Annotated in this window: 23 protein-coding genes; 13 read left to right on the plus strand and 10 right to left on the minus strand. The window is 38.8% G+C overall.

Annotated elements, in window-relative coordinates:
• Positions 1-14 precede the first annotated feature (14 nt).
• The 4 genes from metK (at position 15) to DSM106972_RS01520 (ending at position 4,208) form a co-directional block, all read left to right on the plus strand.
• Complete coding sequence (gene metK / locus DSM106972_RS01505) at positions 15-1,277, plus strand: methionine adenosyltransferase (protein ID WP_127078163.1); 1,263 nt, start codon at positions 15-17, stop codon at positions 1,275-1,277.
• A gap of 430 nt (positions 1,278-1,707) precedes the next feature.
• Positions 1,708-3,435 (plus strand): sensor histidine kinase, encoded by a 1,728-nt coding sequence (locus DSM106972_RS01510; protein ID WP_127078165.1) that lies wholly within the window; start codon positions 1,708-1,710, stop codon positions 3,433-3,435.
• A gap of 60 nt (positions 3,436-3,495) precedes the next feature.
• Positions 3,496-3,747 carry a DUF4926 domain-containing protein gene (locus DSM106972_RS01515; protein ID WP_233787294.1) on the plus strand — a complete coding sequence of 84 codons (252 nt, stop codon included), beginning with the start codon at positions 3,496-3,498 and terminating at the stop codon, positions 3,745-3,747.
• 197 nt (positions 3,748-3,944) lie between these two features.
• Positions 3,945-4,208, plus strand: a complete 264-nt coding sequence (locus DSM106972_RS01520) for a CopG family antitoxin (protein ID WP_127078167.1) — start codon at positions 3,945-3,947, stop codon at positions 4,206-4,208.
• 92 nt (positions 4,209-4,300) lie between these two features.
• On the opposite strand, the gene DSM106972_RS01525 is transcribed toward DSM106972_RS01520, so the two are convergent.
• The gene (locus DSM106972_RS01525; RefSeq protein WP_127078169.1) at positions 4,301-5,188 is read right to left on the minus strand and encodes a LysM peptidoglycan-binding domain-containing M23 family metallopeptidase; all 888 of its coding nucleotides are present in this window, start codon (positions 5,186-5,188) and stop codon (positions 4,301-4,303) included.
• A 234-nt stretch (positions 5,189-5,422) separates the two neighbouring features.
• On the opposite strand from DSM106972_RS01525, the gene DSM106972_RS01530 reads away from it, so the two are divergent.
• Positions 5,423-6,643, plus strand: a complete 1,221-nt coding sequence (locus tag DSM106972_RS01530; protein WP_127078171.1) for an HhoA/HhoB/HtrA family serine endopeptidase — start codon at positions 5,423-5,425, stop codon at positions 6,641-6,643.
• Positions 6,644-6,700: 57 nt separating this feature from the next.
• Here the strand turns inward: DSM106972_RS01530 and DSM106972_RS01535 are convergent, their stop codons facing one another.
• From DSM106972_RS01535 to ispD, 3 genes are all read right to left on the minus strand, one after another.
• Positions 6,701-7,048, minus strand: a complete 348-nt coding sequence (locus DSM106972_RS01535; protein ID WP_127078173.1) for a DUF760 domain-containing protein — start codon at positions 7,046-7,048, stop codon at positions 6,701-6,703.
• 117 nt (positions 7,049-7,165) lie between these two features.
• On the minus strand, positions 7,166-7,699 hold the full coding sequence (scpB, locus tag DSM106972_RS01540) for an SMC-Scp complex subunit ScpB (protein ID WP_073616846.1): 534 nt from the start codon (positions 7,697-7,699) through the stop codon (positions 7,166-7,168).
• Positions 7,700-7,769: 70 nt separating this feature from the next.
• Positions 7,770-8,462, minus strand: a complete 693-nt coding sequence (ispD, locus tag DSM106972_RS01545) for a 2-C-methyl-D-erythritol 4-phosphate cytidylyltransferase (RefSeq protein ID WP_127078175.1) — start codon at positions 8,460-8,462, stop codon at positions 7,770-7,772.
• A 125-nt stretch (positions 8,463-8,587) separates the two neighbouring features.
• Between ispD and DSM106972_RS01550 the strand changes: the two genes are divergently transcribed.
• Together DSM106972_RS01550 and DSM106972_RS01555 are read left to right on the plus strand one after the other, a co-directional pair.
• Positions 8,588-9,544 (plus strand): glycosyltransferase family 9 protein, encoded by a 957-nt coding sequence (locus DSM106972_RS01550; RefSeq protein ID WP_127078177.1) that lies wholly within the window; start codon positions 8,588-8,590, stop codon positions 9,542-9,544.
• 1,250 nt (positions 9,545-10,794) lie between these two features.
• On the plus strand, positions 10,795-11,547 hold the full coding sequence (locus tag DSM106972_RS01555) for a hypothetical protein (protein ID WP_127078179.1): 753 nt from the start codon (positions 10,795-10,797) through the stop codon (positions 11,545-11,547).
• Positions 11,548-11,625: 78 nt separating this feature from the next.
• On the opposite strand, the gene DSM106972_RS01560 is transcribed toward DSM106972_RS01555, so the two are convergent.
• Both DSM106972_RS01560 and DSM106972_RS01565 read right to left on the minus strand, forming a co-directional pair.
• Positions 11,626-12,096: a CRR6 family NdhI maturation factor gene (locus DSM106972_RS01560; RefSeq protein ID WP_127078181.1), complete on the minus strand. Its 471-nt coding sequence runs from the start codon at positions 12,094-12,096 to the stop codon at positions 11,626-11,628.
• A gap of 17 nt (positions 12,097-12,113) precedes the next feature.
• Positions 12,114-12,995, minus strand: coding sequence for a 4-hydroxybenzoate solanesyltransferase (locus tag DSM106972_RS01565; protein ID WP_127078183.1), 882 nt, complete (start codon positions 12,993-12,995; stop codon positions 12,114-12,116).
• Between the two features lie 198 nt (positions 12,996-13,193).
• Here DSM106972_RS01565 and DSM106972_RS01570 point away from each other — a divergent pair, with 198 nt between their 5' ends.
• Both DSM106972_RS01570 and DSM106972_RS01575 read left to right on the plus strand, forming a co-directional pair.
• The gene (locus DSM106972_RS01570) at positions 13,194-14,843 is read left to right on the plus strand and encodes a Ppx/GppA phosphatase family protein (protein ID WP_127078185.1); all 1,650 of its coding nucleotides are present in this window, start codon (positions 13,194-13,196) and stop codon (positions 14,841-14,843) included.
• Between the two features lie 390 nt (positions 14,844-15,233).
• Positions 15,234-17,528 (plus strand): hypothetical protein, encoded by a 2,295-nt coding sequence (locus tag DSM106972_RS01575; protein ID WP_127078187.1) that lies wholly within the window; start codon positions 15,234-15,236, stop codon positions 17,526-17,528.
• A gap of 46 nt (positions 17,529-17,574) precedes the next feature.
• Here the strand turns inward: DSM106972_RS01575 and DSM106972_RS01580 are convergent, their stop codons facing one another.
• On the minus strand, positions 17,575-18,585 hold the full coding sequence (locus DSM106972_RS01580; RefSeq protein ID WP_127078189.1) for an acyltransferase family protein: 1,011 nt from the start codon (positions 18,583-18,585) through the stop codon (positions 17,575-17,577).
• 159 nt (positions 18,586-18,744) lie between these two features.
• Here DSM106972_RS01580 and DSM106972_RS01585 point away from each other — a divergent pair, with 159 nt between their 5' ends.
• From DSM106972_RS01585 to DSM106972_RS01600, 3 genes are all read left to right on the plus strand, one after another.
• The gene (locus tag DSM106972_RS01585) at positions 18,745-19,797 is read left to right on the plus strand and encodes a DMT family transporter (RefSeq protein ID WP_127078191.1); all 1,053 of its coding nucleotides are present in this window, start codon (positions 18,745-18,747) and stop codon (positions 19,795-19,797) included.
• Positions 19,798-19,995: 198 nt separating this feature from the next.
• The gene (locus DSM106972_RS01590; RefSeq protein WP_170213541.1) at positions 19,996-21,231 is read left to right on the plus strand and encodes a peptidoglycan-binding protein; all 1,236 of its coding nucleotides are present in this window, start codon (positions 19,996-19,998) and stop codon (positions 21,229-21,231) included.
• A gap of 175 nt (positions 21,232-21,406) precedes the next feature.
• Positions 21,407-21,622 (plus strand): type II toxin-antitoxin system HicB family antitoxin, encoded by a 216-nt coding sequence (locus DSM106972_RS01600; RefSeq protein ID WP_127078193.1) that lies wholly within the window; start codon positions 21,407-21,409, stop codon positions 21,620-21,622.
• Here the strand turns inward: DSM106972_RS01600 and DSM106972_RS01605 are convergent.
• The 3 genes from DSM106972_RS01605 to iscB all read right to left on the minus strand — a co-directional run bounded on the left by DSM106972_RS01605 (position 21,608) and on the right by iscB (position 24,011).
• Complete coding sequence (locus DSM106972_RS01605; protein ID WP_127078195.1) at positions 21,608-21,940, minus strand: hypothetical protein; 333 nt, start codon at positions 21,938-21,940, stop codon at positions 21,608-21,610. The two genes, DSM106972_RS01600 and DSM106972_RS01605, sit on opposite strands and share 15 nt — an antisense overlap.
• A 156-nt stretch (positions 21,941-22,096) precedes the next feature.
• The gene (locus tag DSM106972_RS01610; protein WP_233787295.1) at positions 22,097-22,576 is read right to left on the minus strand and encodes a DUF2141 domain-containing protein; all 480 of its coding nucleotides are present in this window, start codon (positions 22,574-22,576) and stop codon (positions 22,097-22,099) included.
• 37 nt (positions 22,577-22,613) lie between these two features.
• A complete protein-coding gene (iscB, locus tag DSM106972_RS01615) occupies positions 22,614-24,011 on the minus strand; it encodes an RNA-guided endonuclease IscB (RefSeq protein WP_325052144.1) in 1,398 nt (465 codons plus the stop codon).
• Positions 24,012-24,385: 374 nt separating this feature from the next.
• Here iscB and DSM106972_RS01620 point away from each other — a divergent pair, with 374 nt between their 5' ends.
• Complete coding sequence (locus DSM106972_RS01620; protein WP_186538581.1) at positions 24,386-25,495, plus strand: glycosyltransferase family 4 protein; 1,110 nt, start codon at positions 24,386-24,388, stop codon at positions 25,493-25,495.
• Positions 25,496-25,595: the final 100 nt, after the last annotated feature.

Consider the following 25,595-nt stretch of genomic DNA (forward strand, 5'->3'; position numbering starts at 1 on the left):
GGAGGAATGTTCATTTGTCACGTAGAAATTTATTTACCTCTGAGTCTGTAACCGAAGGGCACCCAGATAAGGTTTGCGACCAAATCTCAGATACTATTTTGGATGCACTGCTTGCACAAGACTCGCAAAGCCGTGTAGCTGCTGAGGTTGTCGTCAATACTGGCATGGTAGTGATTACAGGTGAAATCACAACTAAAGCTAACGTCAACTACGTTAAATTAGTGCGTCAGAAAATCGCTGAAATTGGCTACAACGATGCTGATAATGGCTTTTCTGCTACAAGTTGCTCGGTTTTAGTTGCGTTAGATGAACAGTCACCTGACATTGCTCAAGGTGTAAACACTGCTCAAGAAACTCGCGAACAAACCAGCGATGAACTTTTTGATAAAGTTGGCGCCGGCGACCAAGGTATTATGTTCGGTTTCGCATGTAACGAAACTCCAGAATTCATGCCTTTGCCAATTTCGCTTTCTCACCGTATCGCGCGTCGTTTAGCTGTTGTTCGTAAAACAAAACTACTTCCTTACCTTCGTCCAGATGGTAAAACCCAAGTTACTGTCATTTACGAAAACGGTCGCCCAGTTGGCATTGACACTATTCTAATTTCAACTCAGCACGATGCCGTAATTGGCGATATCACCGACGAATTAGCTGTTCAAGCCAAAATTAAACAAGACTTATGGGGCGCCGTCGTTGAACCTGTGTTTGGCGATTTAGAAATTAAGCCAGACTCAGAAACACGCTTTTTAGTCAACCCCACTGGTAAATTTGTTGTTGGTGGACCTCAAGGTGATGCTGGTTTGACTGGACGCAAAATTATTGTTGACACCTACGGTGGTTACTCTCGACATGGTGGTGGCGCCTTCTCTGGAAAAGACCCCACAAAAGTAGACCGCAGTGCAGCATATGCTTGTCGCTATGTCGCTAAAAATATTGTCGCTGCTGGTTTGGCAGAAAAATGCGAAGTACAGTTAAGCTATGCTATCGGTGTAGCAAGACCAACAAGTATTTTTGTTGAAACCTTCGGTACAGGTAAAGTTAGCGATGATATCTTGCTAGAAATAATCAAAGAAAACTTTGAATTGCGCCCAGCAGGAATTATTCACACCCTAAATCTTAAAAACTTGCCAAACGAACGAGGCGGACGTTTTTATCAGGACGTCGCGGCTTACGGTCACTTTGGTCGAGACGATTTAGATTTACCTTGGGAAAAAACCGACAAAGCCGAAATACTCAAAGCCGCAGCTACCAACTTGCAATTAACAGCAGTTGTGTAAAGCTTTAATGTTGCCCGCGAGAACGCTTGCTGTAATTTGATGGCAACAACAGGGTATGCAGCAACTCCTGCATACCCTTTGATGTATCAGAAACCCGGTTTCGCTCGCAAAATCGTCATTTAGTAACATAGACATCAACAATAAACCGGGTTTCTTTGGTTTCTTGGGTTTTTTTCAGAAAACTAAATTCTTTTGATATCATAATATTTGCTTTGTTGATTTGAGAATCATGGATGAAGCTCAGGTGCATTTGTGTTGAAAGTATGTAATTAGTCATTAATACTTATTTTTGGTCAAAAATAAGAAATTTTGGCACCCCACTACTTTCTAATTTAATTTAATAAGTATCAATATAAGAAATCCACACAAAGCAGCAAATTTACGCTTATATATAAATGTCCAATGCGGGAGGGCAAGGGAGGATTGAGGGATGCGAACGAAGCTTCAGCCGACCGCTTTCAATAAACGTTCCGAAACTAAAACAGTGCCACCAAATCAGCCCTCAACCGATGAACTGCCGACGATTGAATTTCCCACACGCGGGAAACTCAAAGCTAGCTCATGGCGGATTCACCAAAAAATCGGCTACGGTTATTTTCTGGCAATTGGCATTGGATTTTTAGGTTCTTTAACTGGGTTTATTACAGCTAACTATTACCGAGGACACGAAATTAGACAGTTAGACCAAGCTAGTCAACAGTCTAAACTTTTAGCTAGTTATAAAGATGCGGCTATGCGGACATTGCTTATTAGCTATAAGCTACCTGCTGTCGTACAAGATAAGCAGCAATTACTCGAAGCGCAAAATAGCTTTCGAGATAATTTTACTAGAGCGCAAAAATCCGAGCAAAAATTAGCTTCTTTCCTTGATGATAATCCGCGTTCCAGTTCGCGGCCAAAAGCATTACGTACTTTTTTAAGTGAGTACGCTGATAACTTAAAATCTTATGTTGGGCAAGTTGAGTCAATTTTACAAGATGTAGAAGCAAAACAACCACTCCAAGGTGAATCTGCTGCGACGGTTACGAACGAGTTACTTTCGGTGATGCGCCAAGAAACTGCTGTACAGTTAGACCAACTATCACAAAGGTTGCTTGAAACTGCTGAAGCTGCTCAAATTGAAAGCGAGAAACGTTATAAAGATGTTGAAAATGCCAAAACTTATGAACGTTTAATTACTATCTTGAGTATGTTAGCTTCGGTTGCCGTTGCTGCTATCGTAGCTTGGAGAACTTCACGTGATATCGCCGAGCCTGTTATTATTGTTACCCAGGTCGCTGAACAGGTCGCAAGAAAATCCAACTTCGATTTAAGGGCGCCAGTAACAACCGAAGATGAAATAGGGTTACTAGCAAAATCCCTTAATAGATTGATAGAAAGAGTATCAGAAAGAACAAAAGAACTACAGCAGGCAAAAGAAGAAGCGGAAGCAGCGAGCAAAACAAAAAGTCAATTTCTTGCCAACGTTAGTCACGAGTTGCGTACCCCACTCAATGCTGTTATTGGTTTGAGTCAGTTGCTACAAGACGACGCTGCCGACATGGGGTTAGAAGGAGATTTTGCTACTGACTTAGAAACTATTAATTCCGCAGGTAGACACTTACTCGAACTTATTAACGACATTCTCGACTTATCGAAGATTGAAGCGGGTAAAATGACTCTTTATCCGGAAACGTTTGAAATTGCAACGTTAATAAATAATGTTGTTCTAACAGTCAAACCATCAATCGAAAAAAATGGTAATGTTTTTGAGATAGACTGCGACCCGCAACTTGGAACAATGTATGCTGACCAAACGCGCGTCCGTCAGGTATTATTGAATTTGCTCAGTAATGCTGCTAAATTTACAACGAATGGCAAAGTATGTTTGAGAGTACGCACGGAAAAAGAAGATAGAGGTGGCGAATACCCACAGGAAAAAATAATCTTTACCGTTAGCGATACTGGTATTGGCATGACGTACCATCAGCAGCAGCAATTATTTAAGCCATTTACCCAAGGTGATGCTTCGACTACTAAAAAGTACGGTGGTACTGGTTTAGGGTTAGCTATTAGCCGTCATTTTTGCCAAATGATGGGTGGTGAAATTCTGCTTAAAAGTGAACCTGGTAACGGTTCCACTTTCACAGTTAGTTTACCACTTATGGCAGAAGGCTAAGTTTATTTACTTCAACTTATTTACTTCAAATTATTTACTTCAACAAAAAGACTGAAAACTATGAACATTGGAACAATAAACGCGGAAATTAGATTGCTCGATATTGTCGCTTTAGTCGAAGATTTGCCTGAGTATGGAATATATCGCGGTCAAGTAGGTACTGTTACTGATATAGTGGCTGAAAATGTGTTTGAAGTCGATTTTAGCGACACATCCGGACAAACTTTTGCCGAACTTAACCTAACGTCTCAACAATTAATGCTTCTACTTCACGAACCTATTTCATACCTAAGTCAATTCGTACTTAATTAATTTAATTTGTCATTCTGAACGTAGAGAAGAATCTCCAATCAGCAAAGTTTGCAACGGATGCGTTATTCGTTACATCCGTTACATACGTTGCTTTATTTTTACCACAGAGACTTCTAGTACACAGAGCGGGAGTTGAGGAGATATAAAATTGGCGCCAACCTCTAGAATTAATAATATTGCTATTAATAATAAAACCGATGAAAAGTCAAAAGCTTCCACAAACTGATTCCATTAAAGAGTTAGCCGAATTTTGGCAGACCCATGACTTAACAGATTTTGAGGATGAGTTAGAAGAAGTAACAGAACCAGTATTTGAGCGGAAAACAATACTGCAAATAGAATTACAGCCTCAAGATGTAGAAGCTGTTAGAGAAACTGCTCGGCAACGAGGAGTGAGTGATACAGAGTTAATTCGAGAATGGGTTTTAGAAAAAATTCGTACTGCACTAGGTAAGTCTTAGAGTCATTTAAGTACATTTATAAGTATATTTACAAGAAGTTGTTTGCACAGTTCGTATGCCTGTGCCACAATTTGCCACAATTTGCTAGGTTGTTATTTTAAATAATCTTGAGGGTTTAGGGCTTTCCAACCTAAATCAGAACTGGTACGAACTTCAAAGTGTAAATGAGGTTGGGGTGATGTTGGTTTTCCTGTGGTACCGACGGTTCCAACGATGTCACCTTGTTGAACTTTTTGACGTGCTGTGACTTTAATAGTTTCTAATTGAGCGTAACGAGTTTGTATTCCTTTTCCGTGGTTGATTATTACTAAGTTTCCATAGCTACCTTGTGTACCCGCAAATGCTACGGTTCCATCTCCTGTTGCTTGTACTCCGCTTCCTAATGGCGCCAGTAGGTCTATTCCACTGTGAAAAAATACTTCGCCGTTTTTAGGATTATTTTGCCATCCGTAGGGTAAAGCTATTGTTGCCAATGAAGTAAGCGGATAAACAGCGAAGCGTGTGGACGTAGAATTAGACGTCGAATTATTTGTATTGGCTGTTGATATTTGGTCAGATTGCTCAGAAGGGCGCCTTGATGGAATAAATACTAGTCGGGGTATAGATTGGCAACCATTAATTTCATATAGTACATCGGCACGAATTTTATATTGCTTTGCGATATCACGCCAGGTCATTCCACGCGGGACTTCAACGATGATACCGTTGTAGGGAGGTATCAAGATTTGAGTACCTGCAATAATCGCACGGTTTTGCAGCCCCGGATTCATGGTAAGAATTGATTTAGGCGTGAGATTGTACTTTTGGGCTATTGTTTCAAGGGTTTCACCACTCGATACCGTATGTCGCAAAAACCGCGATAATGCAGCTCTTGGACAACTGCTACTACTTTGAGCTAGCGTATTTGATGGAAGTGCTAATAATACGGCAAATATGTTAAATACGTAACAAATTATCGGTAAGTAGATAGGAGATTTCATGCATGAATCCAAGTGCAGCAGTCTTATTAATTTTAGGTTTTATTTTAGATTTTAGATGGCGATTTGGTAGTAATCGTTCAGGGGGCACCTTCATATAATACGGTTATTGCCATAGAACCAATGAATACATGGCTATGACTACCTGGCAACAAGCTTTTTGCTTGATTAAACTTATAAATTAGTACTTGCTCGCTGCTTTGTTCTTAAAATTATTGTCTCTTACGTGTTATTACTATGAAATTATCCTTAAAGCAATTAATTGTTTATTTTTCTCTTGTGACGGTCGGTGGAATGTTCGGTGGTACTATGGCAATGTTTGCTAATTCTTTTCTTGCTCCACAAGCAAGGCGCCAGTTTCAAGAGTTAAGAAATGTTACAGTTACCTCAACCCCAGATACAATTGTGGCGCCTTCTTTCAGAGGTGTAATTGGGGCAGTTGGAGAGCAAGATGTCAATTTTATTTCTGCTGCGGTTCAACGTACAGGCCCATCAGTTGTACGAATTAATGCCACTCGCAAAGTCGCAAACCCCATTTCAGACGCATTCAAAAATCCAATATTAAAGCGGTTTTTTGGTGAAAATGAGCAACCAGTACCCCAAGAAAGAATTGAACGAGGTACTGGTTCTGGTTTTATTTTGAGTCAAGATGGTCAATTACTTACAAATGCTCATGTTGTAGCTGATACCGACACAGTGCAGGTGACACTCAAAGATGGTCGGACTTTTGAGGGAAAAGTTGTAGGAGTTGATTCGGTTACGGATGTTGCTGCCGTCAAAATTGAAGGTTCTAAGCTACCAACGGTAAAACTAGGTAACTCACAAAATTTAATTCCTGGACAATGGGCAATTGCAATCGGTAATCCACTCGGTTTAGATAATACCGTGACTATTGGCATTATTAGCGCAACTGACCGTACAAGCGCCCAAGTTGGTGTGCCAGAAAAACGAGTCAGCTTTATTCAAACTGATGCTGCTATCAACCCTGGTAACTCAGGTGGCCCACTTCTCAATTCTACTGGTGAGGTAATTGGTGTAAATACTGCCATTCGTGCTGATGCACAAGGTTTGGGGTTTGCTATACCCATAGAAACTGCTGCGCGTATCGCTGGCGAACTATTTACGAAAGGGCGCGTTGAGCATCCCTTTCTGGGAATTGAAATGGTAGATTTAAGTCCAAACAAAAAACAGCAAATCAATCAAGAAAATAACCTAAGTATCAAGCAAGATACGGGGATATTGATTAAAGGAATTACCGAAAAATCTCCAGCGCAGAAAGGCGGACTTCAAGTAGGCGATTTAATTGTCAAGGTTAATCGCAAACCCGTAAGAACGGCCGCTCAAGTTCAAAAGCTCGTAGAATCAAGCTCGGTCGGCGACATTCTAGAAATAGAAGTCAACCGTAATGATAAAATTCAGGCTTTCAAAATCCAGTCGGGAACTTACCCGAAGAGTTAATTGCGCTTATGGCAGTTTTAAGTGCCGTTAGATAAGCCATTAATTAATTAATTTGAATTAATGGCTGCTATTTAAATTATCTAAATGCATCCGCTGTTCCATCTGGCGAAGAAAATATCCCGTCATCATCGCCGATGCCAACAGTCCGGCTAAATTGTCGCGGTCGGTTGTAATTTGTACGTTGAAGTTGTCGGGAGGCAGCATCCCTACTAAGCCTTGGACGTTTTGCGATATGATTTGCTTAATTTCGGGACTGACTGACTGGGCGACGCGCGCTAGAACTTCCGGTGATTGGTGCTGGAGGTAATTGAGTAACGGATTTGGATGTTCCTCAAAGCTCTCATTCATGAGTTCCGAAGTGCGGCCATCGAAGTTGTCATTTAAAAAGTTAGGGTCAAATACCATTGGCTATTTTTTTTAGCTGAGTTGCTAATTCTACTCTAAACCATAGCATTAAGAGTGAGCCACATTCCAAGGTGTGAAAGGCACTATTGAAAGTGTCCCTACTCAAGCGTGCTGTTATTAACTTGCTTCTGCTTGTGGTAAGAGTTCTAATTCTAACTGACGCTCTTCTTGCCGTGCTACAAAAGGCTGTGGAAGTTGGTCGATTTGGAAGTACTGGTTAAATTTTGCAGTTGTTTGTAGCGAGTACGAGCGAGAATCGCTATCACGACGTTTACGAATAAAGCCTTGCTCAACTAATTCTTGAACATGTTGATATGCTCCAGAACCACGCACGTTGATTAAATCGCTTTGTTTAATTGGACTATGAAGTGCAATCGCTGCTAGAGTCCTTAAGGCGCCTACACCTAACTCTACAGGAATCAGCGTTTGCACTAAATCTTGATAATCTGAACGTACTTGCAGACAGTAACCACCTGAAGTTTCAACTACTTCTAAAGCAGTATCTCGATGGGCATATTCATCAATTAGCTCGATAACTCCCTCTTGTGCCGTCATTCGGTCACATGCTGCATATTCGGCTATTTCGCCAATAGACAAGGGTCTACCCTTTAAATAGAGAATTGCTTCGATTTTTGCCGCTGCTATACTCATTGGCTTCCAAGACAAATAACAAGTGAGTGGCACGGATTTTACCATTATATACTGGTAGCGTCAAGGGTATTTATCCAAGATTAATCTTTCTTTGGTTTAGTATAAATTCGGCGATGGCTAAGTCTTGGGGTGTAGTAACTTTCAAATTGGTTTCCTCCCCAGCCACAACTTTGACTTTGTAACCGCATTTCTCGAATAAAGCCGCATCATCGGTAACTTCCCAGCCGTTTTCAACTCCTAACTGATGACACTCAATAAGTAATTTAACATCAAACCCTTGTGGAGTTTGCGCCGCCCATAAATTTTTACGGTCGGGTGTGCCAGTAATTATCCCACTAGAATCAACAACTTTAATCGTATCTTTTACGGGTATTGCTGCGATTAAACCAGCACATTCACGTACTGAAAAAGCACATCTATCAAATAAACCTGGAGTCGCAAGACATCTGGCGCCATCATGAATTAATACTTGTTGTGCTTCTGGTGGCAAAGCCTTTAAGCCATTGTATACAGATTCTTGACGAGTGGCGCCACCTTGAATCAATTGTACTGGTTTGCTCAAATTTAATGATTCTAAAATTGTATTTATTGCTTCGTAGTCTGTAGGCTGCGATATAATGCCAATCGAGTTAATTTCCACAGATGAAGAAGCCGCTAATAACGTCCAAGCGAGAATAGGACGCTTTAGAAGCGATAGTAAAAGTTTATTGCGGTCGCTTCCCATCCGCTTACCCATACCCGCAGCAGGAATTAGTAGATACATAGTTAATAAAAGCTAATAAAAACAAGAATACTCAATATAATGCCTAATCGCTGCGGAAGTTACCATTCGCAGCAAACAACTAATAAAATGATTAGCGAGTAGCCCTAAGAGCCTTAAAAATAATTATGCGAGTAGTAGCCCTTGTCTCAGGTGGAATAGGCGACCAAATTCTCTTTTTCCCCACAATTGATACAATTAGGCGCCATTATCCAGACGCGCAAATCGATGTCGTTGCATCAAGCCGTTCAAAGGCTGCTTACCGGGTAAGTAAGTCAGTGTCAGAAGTGTTAACGTTTGATTTTGAAGACCGTAATAGTTTAGCTGACTGGGGTAACTTAGTTGGTACAATTCGTGACCGTGAGTACGATGTTGCAATTACCCTTGAACAAAGCTGGGCTGTTGGTCTAATGCTATGGTTAACCGGAATTCCTACCCGCGTTGGCTTTCTTAGTTTTGGTTCTGGGTTTTTAACTTATAAAATACCTATGAACTCCCAACAGTACCTTGCTACTACATATCATGAACTTGTTCAAGGCTTGGGTATTAAATCACCTTGCCCAGAATTAGCACTCTCAGTCCCAAAGCCAGATATTGAATGGGCAACGAATGAACAAAAACGCCTTGGTATTAAAGATACTGGGTACGTACTATTATACGGTACCTCCGAGTCTTCGTCTGAAACTGGATTGAATAATATTTACCCAACGAAAAATTGGTTGCAAATCATTCAAAATTGGCAACTCAAACAACCTGATATGCCATTAATTGCTGTTGCGACCTCAGAGAGCGAAGAGTTGATACGTACCCTGAAAGAGTCGGCGCCAAATTTCAAGGTTACCGTCCCTGACAATATTGGTAAACTAGCTGCCATGATTGCAGGTGCCAACTTAATGGTATGTGACTCTAGCTACCCAATGCACCTAAGCGTCGCGGTTCAAACCTTCACTGTTGCCTTATTAGGCGCCAATAACAGCACCAAGTTGTTACCAAAAAACGATAAATTCCTCGCTATTCAATCACCCACTGGTAATATAGCGGATATTTCAAGTCAAACCGTTTTAGAAAAAATCTGGGGTGGTTAATTAGTTCTATAGGCAGGCAAACTAGTCTGCCTTGATACAAATTACATGATTTAATATTTTTCTTTACAACCTCTAGCCATTTAAAATATTTATCTCTTGAAAAACTAGAAATTGGCTTGTTGTAGTTAAGCAAACAGTTTAATATTTTCTTTTGATTTAAGATTTGATTTAGTTTTTTGAAGAAAAATAAAGCTAACTACAACTCCTTGAGGAAAGATAAGTCTATACCTAAAGACTGATATTTGGTTATGTGGGATAAAAAGTATATTGCGACTACTTGAATTTTCTTTAATCAAGTTACAAACTAAGTTAACAGTAAATTTTTCAATTCGGTTAATTAAAGCTAAGTTGGCGAGAGTTGATTGAATATCGAGTTGTATTTGATGCTGGTACCTCAAATACGTTCTTAGGGTGATTTGACCAATTAAAGAAACTTTCAGGAATTGAAACTGTATGTTTGTATTTATATTTTGGCAGACTTTTATATAGGTATTAAATATTCTTCGATTGCGAGTAAAGTAACTTTTATGTATGGTAATTGACTGAGCATAAGATATTCTAATGCTCATAATCAAGTGCGTTGCGTAACATTACAGTAGCAAGTCGAAAGTTTGTGATGATTGTAATTTATAATACCTAAAAAAATAAAATGAGTGGTCTCACCCCTCTGTACAAGTCAGAGTAGAGCTAAGTAATATATTAATCTTTCAACGAAGGTTTTGGTTCTGAGGTTAGTGCATCAAGTTGTTATCAGCTTCATAGGTTTCTTTCCTATTAGAGAGTTCATATATCAACTCTTTGTAGCATTAAGGTGCCTGTTTAGCTTACTCACATAAGTAGTAATTGTAAAACATGACACTAACATTGAGTTTAAAAAGCTTATATCGTAAGGGTTTCAGCGGCATCAGCCAAAAAAATAGAAATTTTTTTAATTAATCTGTTAGTTTCGGCAACTGTTTGGGAACACTATATAGGACTGAAATTAGAGACGAATACAAAGTCAGTCTCTACACATTGTTATCTAAATTAACATTGTGGTTCTATTATCAACCCTAGTTTGTCAAGTATACCATTTAACAATTGATAAAGTATCCAGATTGAATCCAAATGACATCTATCTAAAGATAGATAATTAGATAATCTGGAAGACTCCTAAAAGGAGATGTATGGGTTGAATAGCTGATTAACCAAATTAAAAGTGATTGGCGTGCGTCTACTGATAGATTTGATATTCTCAAGGGGACAATATAATGGCGATTAAATTACATAGCTTTGTTATTACCGGAAAACGATACATCCAAGTTGACAGTCAACCACTTCATATCACTGGCATATTCAAAAAAATCACGGAGTGGATTAAATTACGTAAATGTAGCCTTAATGATATCCGTAATGCTTATTATTATTGTGAAGAAGATGGTACAGTTACCTTCTATCAGGCAGATAAATCGGAAGTAGAGCATCCTGGAATATGGACTTACATGTTATATGAATGTCCAGAAGGTCAAGAAAATGTATTCCCGGACTCTGGAATTGACACAAGTCTAAAACCGCTCTATCGACTTTTAGCAGGTGATAAACTCGCGCAAGAAACAATTAACATCAATCAGTACCTTGAGTATCGCTATCAAGAAGGTAAATATCTTGATGTTCAATTGCCATTAGGCTGGGATAATACTGAAGCTAGAAAAATTTCTAATTTATTATATAGAGAGTATCAAGTATTTAATACCTCAGCAATTTTTGCCGAAACCGCAGGTGAAAAATATATGCAAGCGGTTATGAAAAAATTTATTCAAGCTGCTACATCTATTTTAGAAGCGGGTGGTAACTCTCTTGAATTTGAGTACATGCAGCACGAAATTCTCAGACAAGTTAAAATTGATGATATGGCCAATTTAATCTTAGATTTAAATGATTATCGTATTTGGCAAGCTTTATTACCAAGCGAATCAAAAGCTGTTGAATATGCTTTCAATACTGCCTTAAGTCGCATTGCGTAAATTAAATAACGTAGAGACGCGATTTATCGCGTCTAAATACATGTTGTAAAGACGCGATTTATCGCGTCTCTACATCGATTAAAACATTGAAAATAGACCATCTTCTAGGTCATATCCTAATAACTGCGCCATTGCTTTAAGTCTAGATTGGTGCGGTATTTCTTGTTTTTTAAGCCAGTCGGTTAAAATAAAAATCTTGCTCATCAAGAATATTTCTAGTGCTTCTGGGTTGTATTGTATTCCTTCTTTTGTGAATTGGTGCGGTACTAACATTGCCGCATAGCGAGTAAATTCTTTTTCTTGCCAATTTAAAAAAAATGGTAGCCACGGGTAACGTGTATCTAAACGAACAAACCACAAACGAATTTCGGGTATTTCTGAAAGTTCGCGTGGGTCTCCGTCTTCTCTTGGATAGTCAATATTGAAAATTAGCTGCTGCTCGTTTGACAGAATTGCGTTTTTTGAACTAATTTGTTCTATTACCTCAACAGCGGGTGAAATGTCCAAAGTATTAATTTGGTCAATATTTACTGTAATTGTAGTTGACATTTACTTTCTCGCGCTTTTCATAACAAATTACCAGCTATCATGCCTGCAAGCAAAATAAATCCTATCCAAACATTTTGCTTAAACATTTCAGCATATGCTATACTAGTGAGGCTGTCATCTTTTAGACGCATTAATTGCCAAGCCCAGCCTAGTGCAGCAAGTGCAAGACTTAACCAGAAAGCAATATGAAGGTGAATAGCAAAACCTAACCAGCCAAGCAGAGCAACAGTACCAATGTAAAAAAGACCAATTGCAATGGGGGCATAGGCGCCGAAAAACAAGGCGCTAGAATTAACGCCAATACGTTTATCGTCTTCTCTATCGCTCATAGCGTATACAGTATCGAACCCTAAAGTCCATAGTACAGTGGCACCCCATAATAACCAAGTCGGCTGCATTATATTTTTTGTAACAGCGCTCCAGCTAATTAAAACGGCAAAACCCCAAGCAATGGATAGTACCAATTGTGGAACGGGAAATACTCTTTTGGCGCCTGGGTAAAGAACAATAACTGGAACAGCAGCAACACACAACCAAAATGAGAGCGGGTTGAGATAAAAAGCCAGACCTGCCGCACAAACAAAAGAAATAATAGCAACAGCGATACCAACTTTTACAGAAAGTGCGCGTGAAGCTAAAGGACGGTTTTTAGTGCGCTCAACTTCTGGGTCAATGTTTCTATCCCATAAATCATTAATTACACAACCAGCAGCACTAGTAGCAAGGGTGCCAAGCACAATGACGCCAACTAAAGGTAGTGGAGGTTTTCCCGCTGCTGCTAGGAATACAGCCCACAAGGCAGGAATCATTAAGATTAATCTTCCTTCGGGCTTGTGCCACCTCAAAAGCTGAATTATGGCAACAGCCGTGTTTTGGTGGTTTTCGAGTGACTTTAGCATGAACAGGAAAAATGATTTGCGAACAATATTTAATACATCTTCACATTTATAGGATAACTTTTTTTGCTATTGATTAAGATGATTCATCAACATAACCTTTTAAATACATTTAATTTGTTGTGTTGATGGTAAGCAGCTAAGTGAATGTCATATTTTGTTGGTTTAAAGCTTGCGGTTCGTTCATAGAGATAACTAAAAATGGTGGATACAGCTACGTCGGCTAGCTTTTCAGTTGGATTAACAACAACTGACCTACAACGGATAATTGCTGCAATTGATTTGGGAACAAATTCATTGCACATGGTAATTGTACGGATTGAACCGACATTACCAGCATTTAGCATTATTGCTAGAGAAAAAGAAACAGTTCGACTTGGTGACCGAGATTTAGAGACAGGTAATTTAAAGCCTGAAGTTATGAAGCGGGCAATTGCTGCACTGCGGAGGTTTCAGGATGTTGCGAAAACCTTCAACGCCGAAACTCAGATCGCTGTGGCAACTTCTGCTGTACGTGAGGCGCCTAACGGTAGAGATTTTCTACATCAAATCGAAACTGAGTTAGCATTAGAGGTTGATTTAATATCCGGTACTGAAGAAGCACGACGAATTTATTTGGGTGTGCTATCGGGAATGGAATTTAACAACCAGCCCCACATGATAATCGATATTGGTGGTGGTTCTACCGAGATTATTTTGGGTGATAGCCACGAAGAACGAGTTCTTACTAGTACAAAAATAGGCGCCGTGCGCTTAACAACTGAACTAATTACCACTGACCCAATTTCTACAGCAGAGTTTGACTACCTCCAAGCATATTCAAGAGGAATGCTCGAACGTTCGGTAGAAGAAGTACGAGCAGACTTACGACTGGGTGAGTATCCACGTTTAGTAGGGACAGCGGGAACTATCGAAACACTCGCAGCAATTCATGCGCGCGAACATTTAGGTTTTATTCCTTCAACGCTCAACGGTTATCAGTTTCCATTGCGAGACTTACGTGAGTTAGTAGCTCGTTTACAAACTATGAGCAACGTCGAGCGAGCAACAGTTCCGGGAATGCCAGAAAAGCGTTCAGAAGTAATACTCGCAGGAGCAGTTATTTTACAGGAAGCAATGACGCTGCTAGGATGTGAAGCCATTACTGTTTGTGAACGTTCGTTGCGTGAAGGTGTAATTGTTGACTGGATGCTGACTCACGGTTTAATAGAAGACCGTTTGCGCTACCAAGGTTCGGTACGTCAACGTAGCGTACTCAAAACAGCCAAGAAGTATCACGTTAATTTGTCTCATAGCGACCGTGTAGCAAACTTTGCGACAAGTATATTCGACCAAACTTCATGTATTTTACACAACTGGGATAACGAAACACGTCAGCTACTATGGTCAGCAGCAATTTTGCATAATTGTGGTCACTACGTTAGCCATTCTGCCCACCATAAACACTCATACTACTTAGTTCGCAACAGCGAATTACTAGGTTACAGCGAAACTGAAATTGAAATTATCGCCAACATAGCGCGCTACCAACGAAAATCTCCACCAAAGAAAAAACATGAAAACTACCGCATTTTGGTAAACAAAGAGCATCGTTTAATGGTAGACCAATTAAGTGCTATATTGCGTCTAGCAACTGCCCTTGACCGCAGACAAATTGGAGCAGTAGCGCGCGTTCATTGCGACTACAACCAACAAGAAAAGCTTTTTAAGTTAAGAATTCATCCATCAAACCCTAGCGATGATTGTGCGCTAGAACTTTGGAGCTTAGATTACAGCAAAGAAGTGTTTGAGCAAGAGTTTAATCTCAAAGTCTCCCCCATCTTAGAACCAACTGTAGTCAAAGTCAGTTAAACTTCTTGTAAATTTCTCTTGTGGAGCGGGCATCCCTGCCCGCCCATCCCACAAAATCACCCCAAAAAATATCAAGCTCAAATTGATACAAAATTAAAATAACTATCATTTGATTAAATATATATTTTTCTTCCAATTGAGTAAATATAAAAACTTATTTTCACGCATTGATACATATTAAATTAATCCATTACTGGAAATAATAGTAGACTCTAAGTTATTAAGGGTGTACCGATAGCATTTAAGTATATAAACATACTTTTTCAACTATCTATAAATAATTTTTATTCAATCTCGCTTCATATCAAAAGCGAGAATATATGCTTTTGTCGCGCATTCTATCTGGTTACGTTGTTAAAGCAATATTGAAGATAACGCGAGGTTAATTTAATGTCGATGTTAAATTTGGCTGCCTATAGTTTGTTAGCTTTTGCTGCTCCAGAAATAAACCATGTTCAAAATAATTCTTACCTGAATCAAGTAAACCCTAACTCTACTATAACGGTTTCCAGTATTGCATCTAATTCTTCTTCAAATACCGATATTTTTGCTGCTCACATTGAAAAAATAAAACAGAATTTACCGTCTGATTTGAGAATGCGTTTACCATCCGGGATATTATTAAGCAAAAATACCAAAAATTATACAGTAGAAGTATTTAGCACTTCTCAATCTCGTTCAACCGTTTATGTTTACGATTGTGAACAGCAGCAGTATAGTTGCTTTATTGGTAGTTTTAGTGTAGCGAATACAAGCTCGGATGAAGCTTTGCAAGAATTTAAACAATTTCAGAATATTGCCAAACCAATAACTATAGCAAATAATCTTCAGGGATATTTATTAAAGGGTCAAGGACAAAACGGACTACCAGATTCGCAAATTATTTGGCAGCAAGATAACCAATTTTATAAAGTTACATTACTGGATGAGTCTAATGATTTATTAAAAATAGTAAATTCAATGGTAGATTCGGCGCCAATTGTTAATACGGCTCTTGCGATTATACCAAGTCGGCGCCCTGTTTTAACAACAGCAGAACACCTACGAGGCGGAGAAATTTTAACAACTATCCGCAACCGTCGCTTTATCCAAACTGGAAGTGCAGCTAAAGATGGTTTGACAGACCAACCAACTATTGGTGTTAGCTGGGGTGTTAACGATAATTTAGAATTGACCCTAGATGTACAAACAATTGATAATTCCGGGCCTGTTCGTCAGGGTAAATTTAGTGTTCAACGAATTAACTCAGAAAGCACTACTAACTTTTTTCAAGAAACTACGCTGCAAGCAAAACAACAAATTTGGCAAAGTCAAAATGGTACACAAGCTCTGAGTGGTGTAGTTGCACTTTCAAGAGCAGGTGGAGGTCGTCCATATAGGTTTAGTGATAACGCTGGTCTTTCTGTTGCAGGACTTAATAAACAAACTGTTTTTTCTCTAGAACTGCCTTATACCATCACACCTAACGACCAGTGGCAATTTACCCTTTCTCCCAAGGTTGCTTTTTTACCAGAAGATAATGCCTTATATTTAAACAAATTTCCTAATTCTAACTCAGGTTTTGGAACTACCTTTGGTTTGGCATCTGGTATCAGTTATAAATTGAGTAATCGCTTCATAATTTGGGGTGATGCTTTTGTGCCATTTTCTGGAAATAACACCATCAACCGAGATACTGGATTAGCAACGAAAACTATTGCTTATAATGCAGGTTTAAGGTATGTAATTAATCCTCGACTTTCTACAGATTTATTTGTTTCTAATGCTTTAGGCAATACAGGCGCCTTATCTTTAATTGCCGATAGAGAATATACTGCGATAGGACTTGGCGTTAATTATGTACCAGGAATTACAAATGCCAACCGTAGCTATCCTGAGCATTTTGGCGCCACACAGCAACCAGCACCTTCTTCATACGCAGGATTTGGATTTTTAGATGGTGGTACAGTTCGCAAAAATCAATTATTAACAACTTTTCAAGCAGGTGGGCAAGGACTTTTACCCAACATTCGTTATGGGTTGTTAGATGATTTAGAAATTGGTGCTTTTTTAAGTAGTATTCCCGGTACTGTCGATGAGTCGCAATTTGGCTTTAGCACAAAAGTTCGTCTTCTGCATCAAAAGTCAGGCAACCCATTTACATTAAGTTTGGCAGGCACAATTGCACGCTCGAATAACGTTTTAACAAACTTTGTAAATAATAATCGTAACCGATTTAAGCAGTTAGGTTTAAAGAAAGGTGGATTTGCTTTTAGGAATGAAAGGGAAGGAGAGTTATTTGTTTATAGTATCTCTGCTCCCATGCACTACCAATTTCAGGGAGGAAGTGCAGTTTGGTTAACCCCAACTTTAGGTTTTATACAGCGTGATGGATTGGAAATTGCCGGATTAAACTTTGGGGGTTCCGTTCCTTTGTCAAAAGACTTAAATGCAATTGCTGAAGTTGGTGTGAATCTCAAAAATAACGGTAACGCTTTTATTGGCAACCAGCGTGAATCAATTATTCCTTGGACAGTAGGTTTACGTTGGAATCCATCTTCGCTTTTAGGTAATATAATCAACGGTCTAGAATTAGAAGCATACTTCACAAATCGCCTCGGCTCCAATCCTTTTGATAGTCTCAGAGTGCGCGCAGACAATGAAACTACATTTGGTGTCGGTGTATTACTACCAATCCAATTTTAATTGTAGCACAGGCATCCCTGCCTGTGTTAACCTATAAATTGCTGTGCTAACCTATAAACTGCTTCAAACTAGTTGACTTTAACAAATAAATAGATACTATAGTTAACAACACAACCAAGGCGCCCATTAAAGGAAACATTATATTTAAAGGAACTAAACTTGGAAGTAAACTTATTTGATAATGTTGAACTAGCAAAAATAGCAAAGATTGCCAATATTTATGTATTGCAAATAGTCCTAGCGAGTATTGAGATAATTTTTGTATATACCAATTTTCGGGAATTTTGAGCGTGTAAACATAGCAGAACAGAGTTAAGGCGCCGCATACTATCGAAATTCTTCCATAAATACTTTGGTTGTAACCATAAATACGTAAATATATATCATGAAGTGAAAATAAAATGTATGCCACTAAGTAGTAAAATCTAAATTTTAATATTTTATCTGAGTAATTAGCAATGTAAAAAGCTATTGGAATATAAACAATAAAATTTGATAGCCAATGATAGGGAATACTAGAATTTGCTATACCAACAGTCTCAAAGTATAACAAAGAAAATATAATAGTGACAAACGATAATAATTTAATAAATTTATCTGACTTGATTTGAAAAAACAAAAAGCTAATTATCGTTAACACCATTAAATTAAATAAGAAATAAAATACAGAATCGCCAGCAAAGGGTAAGCTGGGCTTTAAGCCTGTAATAATATCCCAAGAGAAATCAGGAACTTCTCTAGTAACGGTAAATAAGAAAATATTATGAAATATAGACCAAAATGTGAATAATTTAAAAAGCTTAATTAATCTAATTTTTAGATATTCTCTGTCTGGCTTTTTAATAAAAAATAAGTAAAGGGAAACAAGGAAAAATAGAGGGACTGCTAATAAAGACAGCTGTAGTTCCAAATCTCGAACTATTCGAGCAATAACGACAATCATTACATGCGTATCGTTATTGACAAAAAAGCTAATAGGGCGTAGGTGCCAAATTAAGACAAAAATAATGCTAATTGCTTTTAATGCGTCTAATCTTGTGTCTCTTTCTATCTTCATCGGTTTCTAGGTAAACTCACATCTGATAGATATAATTCCCACTAACCAAGCGATTCTCACAATGAATAAGTACAAATTCCTTCACAAATCGCAATGTGCCCGGTAAAATTAGGTAAAGCAATCATTATGCGTCGTTAAAATAAAGGCTTCGCCAATCCCATGCAACTGAACGAGCGTGCATCACGCCTTCCCCTAGCTCCAATACTTTTAATTGCGCCGTTTTTCCTCTGGGGAACGGCGATGGTGGCAATGAAAGGTGTAATTGACCATACTACGCCGATGTTTATGGCTGGGGTACGAATAATACCAGCAGGTGTAATGATTTTAATTGCAGGTGCCCTAATGGGTAAACCTCAACCACGCTCTAAAAAAGCCTGGTTATGGATTACGCTATTTGCCTTGATAGATGGAGCGATGTTTCAAGGATTCCTCGCTCAAGGATTAGTACGTACAGGCGCCGGCTTAGGTTCGGTGATGATTGACTCACAACCCTTGGCAGTTGCGCTTATGTCACTATGGCTATTCAAAGAACGCATAGGACTGTGGGGATGGTTGGGTTTAAGTCTAGGTGTTGGGGGTATTAGTTTTATCGGCTTACCTGAGCAATTAATTCTGAGCTTAATTTCAAGTGACGTTACTTTTGAGCCGACATCATTGTTACTATCACCTTACTCACTGTTTGAAAGTGGAGAATGGTTAATGCTGCTAGCCGCTTTATCAATGGCAGTGGGAACAGTTTTGATTCGGTACGTTACAAAACATGCAGACCCAGTAATGGCAACTGGATGGCATATGATTATAGGTGGCTTGCCATTATGGGGAATTTCTGCGGTTACTGAAACACACCAATGGTCTAACTTGGTAAGTTCTGATTGGATCGCACTCAGTTACGCTACAGTTTTTGGAAGTGCGATAGCATACGCTTTGTTTTTCTATTTTGCTTCAAGCGGTAATTTGACGTCTTTGAGTTCGTTAACTTTTCTAACGCCAGTATTTGCCTTATGTTTCGGTAATTTATTGCTCGGAGAAGTTCTAAACTCTATACAATGGACAGGTGTCGGTTTAACGTTAATTAGTATTTACCTGATTAACCAACGTGATACCCTAGCGCTCACCAAAACAAAAATCCCCGTCAAGGAAATAAGCGCAGCGCAACAAACTACTTTAACCGTGCCTGTAAAGCATACAGAGTCAGAAGCAATGCGTTCTTGAGTGTAGCTACTGAGTTGGCGTGATATCTTAATTACGCACGGGTGATTCTAGGTTCCAAAATCATAAATCTGATGATTTATTTGATTCAAGGCACCAATAAAATTTTTCTGTCCATATAAAAGTTAACATTTACTTACAAATGAAGTTATCGTATTAATCGGTAATTTACAATACATGTACTGACTCAAACTTTCTGATATGAGGCTATGCGGTTCTTCCATCCTGATTACTAGCTGTTTGCTTGCTGGGTTTAGCACAAGTCAAATTGCCATATCGAGTCAAAAGTTGCCTGATGCTGTCAAATTCGCACAAGCAACACCAACAAATTCACTCTTCAGCACAAATGCTGAAACAAGTAACCAGCGTTTATTAAGACCTGGTAATTCAGGTGCGGAAGTTAAAGCATTGCAAACCAAACTCAAACAGTTAGGGTTATATACTGATGACATAGATGGCGATTATGGTGTTAGTACGCGGATAGCAGTATCAAGGTTTCAAGCAGACAATAATTTAACCGCAGATGGTATTTTCGGCGCCACAACTCGTTCAAAACTCGATGCTGCCGTTTTACAGAAAACACAACCGACACCAACAGCTAGTCCAACTGCAACTACCAAGGCGCCTTCAGAGGGTGGAAGAGGTATATTTTGGTGGGCGCTAGTTGGACTGGGGTTAGTAGGAACAACTGGCGCTATTGCTTACTTATTGCGAAAATTTAGCCCACCAAAACCAGATATAGGTGGTTTCAAAATTATAAACTCAGAAGTCTTAAGCACAGACTATAGTGAAGGAGTGACAACATACAAAGATTTAAGCCATATCGAACCACAAGAACCCAAGGTAATGGCTTTACCACCACAAAAACAAACAATTATCCAAGATTTTGAGCCAGTTATTGAGTCAACAGTTGAGCCAGAACCGCAAAATGGTTTACATAACGATTTGCATGACCCAGATGTAACTTCAAGCGAATTACTGGCGCCAGAAACAACTTCTCGTCTTGCCAAAGTTAACATAGTTGACGAATTAGTTAAAGACCTTCGTAGTACCGACCCCAACAAACGACGCAAAGCAATTTGGGATTTAGGACAGCAAGGAGACTCACGCGCAATTCAACCGCTTGTAGATATAATGATAGACGCTGACTCGCAACAGCGCAGCTTGATATTAGCAGCTTTATCTGAAATTGGTACTCGTACCCTTAAACCAATGAACCGCGCGTTAGCAATGTCACTCCAAGATGAAAGTCCAGAAGTTCGACAAAACGCAATTCGTGATTTAACGCGCGTATACGACATGATGACACAATTAAGTCAAATGTTATATCACGCCAGCCACGATAACGACGCGAATGTACAAGCAACAGCAAAGTACGCACTATCACAAATGAATCGAATTCGCTCACTGGCGCCAGATACTTCCCCCGAAGAATAATTTTAACTTTTCACGAATTAAAAAAGGTAAAAGTGCTGGGTATCGCGTAATATATCTAGTCGAATCACCCACCAGCGTCTTACTAATAACAATTTATTCAAAATCTGATCGGGAAGATATAGAGGCAAACGAAATTAAAGAAATTATTAACCAATACTACAGCGATTAACGAGGAATGAATTCGCAATATAGCATTGTTATTCAGTGGTCAATGGAAGACAATAAATACATTGTAAGCTTACCTGAGTTTGGCCCATATGCACATACTCATGGGGATACTTATGCTTCAGCGCTTAAAAATGCTGAGGAAGTTTTAGAGTTATTAATAGAAGATTACCAAGCACAAGAAAAACCGCTGCCGCAACCAATAACAATCTCAAGCAGGGCTTAATTCCTGCATAGAGTTTTTAGCTCTGGCTACAATAAAAGGAGATTCTATATAAATTAGCCAATTTTCATCGATACATTTCATTTTTGAATCAAAAATCAATGTTAATTCAGCTATTTCATCTATTTCATCTTGGTGATGAAGTGATTTACCATCCTGAGTTAATGTAGCTGCTTTGAGCATAAAATTAATTGTTATCCAGCCAGACTCATCTTTTTTTTCGCTGGTTACATTTAAGGAACCACTGATAAAATTTGCTTCGATTGGGGTAATAAATTCAATTTCTTCATAAAAATCATTTTCATCTTGGTATCCAATCACTTTATAATTGCAAGCTTTCAGATGGTTTGCAACAAGTGCATCTAAATCAATTTCGTTAAGTATTTCCGTAAATTCTTGCCAGATTGGATGGTTACTTAAGTTAATAGTTATCAGAATTACTTATGCTTATTTTTTGTTGGTGTTAGGGGTAAGCGCTCAAAATCCTGACATATATTTTATATTGATTTTGATATTAGTTTCAGGGCCTGCGATAAAGAATGCTGATTCGCTAAATTTCGGCGCCCGATTTGTAATTTCTGGGTTTTGAGAAAATCCAAAACCTTCACGTGGCATTCCTAAGCTGTCCATTTCCATAGTTTTAGTGCTATTTTCATCGTGCAATAAAACAACAGCGTAACTACCTGCTTTGAGTTGGTTAAATTTAATATTTAAGGGAATTTCTGTAATTTTGAAACATTTATCTTGTAGAGCTTTTTTTCCCTCATTTGGAAATCCTTTGCTGCTGCCAAAAAGAGTGATGCAAACTTGACCTGCGTTATTTCTCAAACCGTCGATTTCAACATTAAGACTACCTTTAAAATCAGCTTTTGCGCTTGTAGAGAATAACAACCCTAACAACGGCGCCCATGCCAAGTTAATTCCGAATCGTTTCGTCATAGTATCTAATGGCGACATAGCGTAATAATTTCTGGGAAAACATCGTAAATCTGTATTAGACGTGGGCGAATTTATAGTCATAGCCATCGGCACGATATGCAAAACTAACGTTTCTCATTGTAGAAACATTTACCCTTTCGTTATTAATTAAAACTTCAAACCCTTTGGGGGTTGGTGTTTTTACTCTTGCAGTATAAGAACCACATGGAACTCTCACTTTCTTCTCAATGCCTTTTTTCTTGTTGCCTTTTGTCATACAAGGTTTATCTAGCTTGAATCTGACTATATCGCCTGTATGTATGTGGGTATACTTTTTCTTTGGCGCTATTGTTTTTACAGTTCCATCGGGATTTTTCTTAACAATTTCTTTACCTGTTTTCTGACATGTTTCTGTAATTAATGCAGGGAATCCCCTCTCGTTAGTCTTTCTACTTTGTCTATTACCATGCCCTTTAGATATTACAATTAGAGGTTGGTAAGTCAATATCTTAATGTTGCTGCCAGACTCACCAACACAAGCCGCATCGATGCTATGAGCCTTGGATAAATTCTGTTTGACTCTATTCATCTTAGTTCTGCCACCTGTCCAATTTTTGACATTGTTGTATTTTGATGCCATATTGGATATTGCTTCTCTTGTTGAATTTACAGCAGCAGCATCTCTTAAAGGAGACTTGGCTTGGTTTAAAATTTTCGACAATTTTTGCCTGTCGTCTAAAAAATCAGAAATATTCATATCTCCTTTACGTTGGTTACAATTATGGCAAGCCAACGTTAAATTACTGATTCTATCACTACCACCTTTAGACTTTGGAGTTATATGTTCTATCTCTAATTGCACATCTTTTACCCCACAATACACACATTCTCTACCCCATTTCTCTAAGAGGTATTCTCTGATTTCATAGCCCATCAGCTCGCCTTGTTGATATTCGATACCGCTGATCAGAGAGTTAGCTAATTTTTGCATGTCGAATTTGACTTGTTCGATTTCAATTACAACAATTGGGCAGAACTTACAAAACCTTTTAATCCAAGTTTTTACTGTTAATACGCGATGCATTAAAGACGGTGCTAGCCACCCTAAACGTTTGCGCTTATTAAAACGTTTTTTCCGATGCCTTAAATTTCTGGAACGTCTACCCCGTCTAAATCCTGCTCTAGTTAATAAGTCCGAACGAATTTGCATTCCACGGTGTTGTAGCTCCATACGAAATACAATGTCTGAACCACACTGTATTGCAAAACCTGTCCATTTTGAGCCGGGATCGATTTTAAGAAAATATTCTTTAAGAGTGGGGTTAAAAACTTGTTTTTTTAGAATTAGTACAAATGGATAAGTTCTGAGAACTGCTGCTTTTTCTTGAGTTAAAAGCTTTCTTGCCCGTGCCGGATGCACCATATTTAAGAAACTTTTATCCGCATTCAATACGAAAACGTGATTTGTCAGCATTTTGTTTTTTGGCAAGTACTCCATTTGAGGTAAAGTTTTTGGCAGTTACGCCGCTCTTTTAGGGTAAAGTTTGCTTCAACAATGTTTAAGGTTTTTGTCACGTCTAACCAAGACAGTTCGCGGATTTTGGTTTTTCTCCTTCATAAACTAGATAATGTTCCTCATCCGAGCGCTTAGGACTAGCGAATCCTATTAAGCTCCTAGTACCCTTAAACGTAGCCATCTGGCTGAGTCTGGTGTAGCCGGGTAGGTTCCTACCTTCCATTAATCACAGATTGCCCAGATTTTATACTGATTAATTGTGATTTACGTCGGATTGCTCCGCTTTATTAGCTACTCATAAAATTAAAGTTTACCTTGATGTTTCAAGTACCATGCAGAATATATCACCATTACCCAAGCGTTTAAAGTTACTTTTCGTCTCAACCCCAGTCGGAGGACTTGGAACTGGACTGGGTGGAGGTGTTGAACTTAGTTTATACAACATTGCAAAATACTTTATAGAGCAAGGTCATACACTGCAAATTGTTGCTCCCTCTGGTTCATTGTGGAATCGAGATATTTTCAATATAGTTGAAATTACTGGTAATTTACAGATTATTGCTCAAATTCAAGAACGTGATACCCCTATAACTATGCCTGATAACTCGCTATTGGCGAATATGTGGGAATACGCACGCTCAGTTCAAAACGAGTATGACTTGATTGTAAATTTTGCTTACGATTGGTTGCCATTTTACCTCACACCGTTTTTTCAAACACCGATAGCTCACTTTGTGAGTATGGGTTCGCTTAGTAATGCTCTCGACACAGTTATTGCTCAAATCTCCAAGTTATATCCTGGCACAATTGGATTTTACACTCCTTCGCAAGGCGCCACTTTTCCTTCATTAACTCCTCCGTTATATTACTTAAGCAGTGGTATTGATTTATCGCTATATCAATTTTGCGCCGAACCCAAAGAACAATTGGCAATTTTAGGAAGAATTTCACCTGAAAAGGGTTTAGAAGATGCGGTAGCAGTAGCAGCACAGACGAATATACCGTTAAAAATAATGGGTAAAATTCAAGATCAAGCATACTGGCAAAAAATTATAAACGATTATCAAGGGGCGCCTATTGAGTATTTAGGATTTCTACCAACTGATAAAATGCAGCAAGTTGTGCGTGAGTGTAAAGCGTTATTAATGGCGCCAAGGTGGGTAGAAGCATTTGGTAATGTAGCAATAGAAGCGCTTGCATGTGGTGTTCCGGTAATATCTTACGCGCGTGGTGGTCCTGCGGAAATAGTTAAAGATGGCAAAACAGGGTTTTTAGTAGAACCTGATAGTGTAACAGGTTTAATAGACGCTGTTAAACGTTTAGATAGTATCGACCGTTATGAATGTAGAAAACAAGCTGAGACAGAATTTTCACTTCTTCCTTTGGGCGCCAGATTTCTTCAGTGGTTTGAAGATATTTTGCAACGGATACAACGGATGTAACGGATATCAATATGACATTCTTGAGATGCTACGTCTTATGTTAAAAACCTCTCCCCCGACCCCTCCTCATAAGGGTAGGTTTTTTTTCTAAAAAAGGTGA

The sequence above is a fragment of the Dulcicalothrix desertica PCC 7102 genome, assembly GCF_003991905.1.
Taxonomy (GTDB): domain Bacteria; phylum Cyanobacteriota; class Cyanobacteriia; order Cyanobacteriales; family Nostocaceae; genus Dulcicalothrix; species Dulcicalothrix desertica.

What these genes read in the sequence shown, in the direction of transcription:
- DSM106972_RS01535 (WP_127078173.1), bottom strand. Translation starts at nt 7,048, where the DNA reads ATGGTATTTGACCCTAACTTTTTAAATGACAACTTCGATGGCCGCACT.
- DSM106972_RS01585 (WP_127078191.1), top strand. Translation starts at nt 18,745, where the DNA reads ATGCAACTGAACGAGCGTGCATCACGCCTTCCCCTAGCTCCAATACTT.
- iscB (WP_325052144.1), bottom strand. Translation starts at nt 24,011, where the DNA reads ATGCTGACAAATCACGTTTTCGTATTGAATGCGGATAAAAGTTTCTTA.
- ispD (WP_127078175.1), bottom strand. Translation starts at nt 8,462, where the DNA reads ATGTATCTACTAATTCCTGCTGCGGGTATGGGTAAGCGGATGGGAAGC.
- DSM106972_RS01525 (WP_127078169.1), bottom strand. Translation starts at nt 5,188, where the DNA reads ATGAAATCTCCTATCTACTTACCGATAATTTGTTACGTATTTAACATA.
- DSM106972_RS01555 (WP_127078179.1), top strand. Translation starts at nt 10,795, where the DNA reads ATGGCGATTAAATTACATAGCTTTGTTATTACCGGAAAACGATACATC.
- DSM106972_RS01560 (WP_127078181.1), bottom strand. Translation starts at nt 12,096, where the DNA reads ATGTCAACTACAATTACAGTAAATATTGACCAAATTAATACTTTGGAC.
- DSM106972_RS01550 (WP_127078177.1), top strand. Translation starts at nt 8,588, where the DNA reads ATGCGAGTAGTAGCCCTTGTCTCAGGTGGAATAGGCGACCAAATTCTC.
- DSM106972_RS01590 (WP_170213541.1), top strand. Translation starts at nt 19,996, where the DNA reads ATGAGGCTATGCGGTTCTTCCATCCTGATTACTAGCTGTTTGCTTGCT.
- DSM106972_RS01510 (WP_127078165.1), top strand. Translation starts at nt 1,708, where the DNA reads ATGCGAACGAAGCTTCAGCCGACCGCTTTCAATAAACGTTCCGAAACT.
- DSM106972_RS01620 (WP_186538581.1), top strand. Translation starts at nt 24,386, where the DNA reads ATGCAGAATATATCACCATTACCCAAGCGTTTAAAGTTACTTTTCGTC.
- DSM106972_RS01530 (WP_127078171.1), top strand. Translation starts at nt 5,423, where the DNA reads ATGAAATTATCCTTAAAGCAATTAATTGTTTATTTTTCTCTTGTGACG.
- DSM106972_RS01600 (WP_127078193.1), top strand. Translation starts at nt 21,407, where the DNA reads ATGAATTCGCAATATAGCATTGTTATTCAGTGGTCAATGGAAGACAAT.
- DSM106972_RS01515 (WP_233787294.1), top strand. Translation starts at nt 3,496, where the DNA reads ATGAACATTGGAACAATAAACGCGGAAATTAGATTGCTCGATATTGTC.
- DSM106972_RS01570 (WP_127078185.1), top strand. Translation starts at nt 13,194, where the DNA reads ATGGTGGATACAGCTACGTCGGCTAGCTTTTCAGTTGGATTAACAACA.
- DSM106972_RS01575 (WP_127078187.1), top strand. Translation starts at nt 15,234, where the DNA reads ATGTCGATGTTAAATTTGGCTGCCTATAGTTTGTTAGCTTTTGCTGCT.
- scpB (WP_073616846.1), bottom strand. Translation starts at nt 7,699, where the DNA reads ATGAGTATAGCAGCGGCAAAAATCGAAGCAATTCTCTATTTAAAGGGT.
- DSM106972_RS01610 (WP_233787295.1), bottom strand. Translation starts at nt 22,576, where the DNA reads ATGTCGCCATTAGATACTATGACGAAACGATTCGGAATTAACTTGGCA.
- DSM106972_RS01565 (WP_127078183.1), bottom strand. Translation starts at nt 12,995, where the DNA reads ATGCTAAAGTCACTCGAAAACCACCAAAACACGGCTGTTGCCATAATT.
- DSM106972_RS01580 (WP_127078189.1), bottom strand. Translation starts at nt 18,585, where the DNA reads ATGAAGATAGAAAGAGACACAAGATTAGACGCATTAAAAGCAATTAGC.
- DSM106972_RS01520 (WP_127078167.1), top strand. Translation starts at nt 3,945, where the DNA reads ATGAAAAGTCAAAAGCTTCCACAAACTGATTCCATTAAAGAGTTAGCC.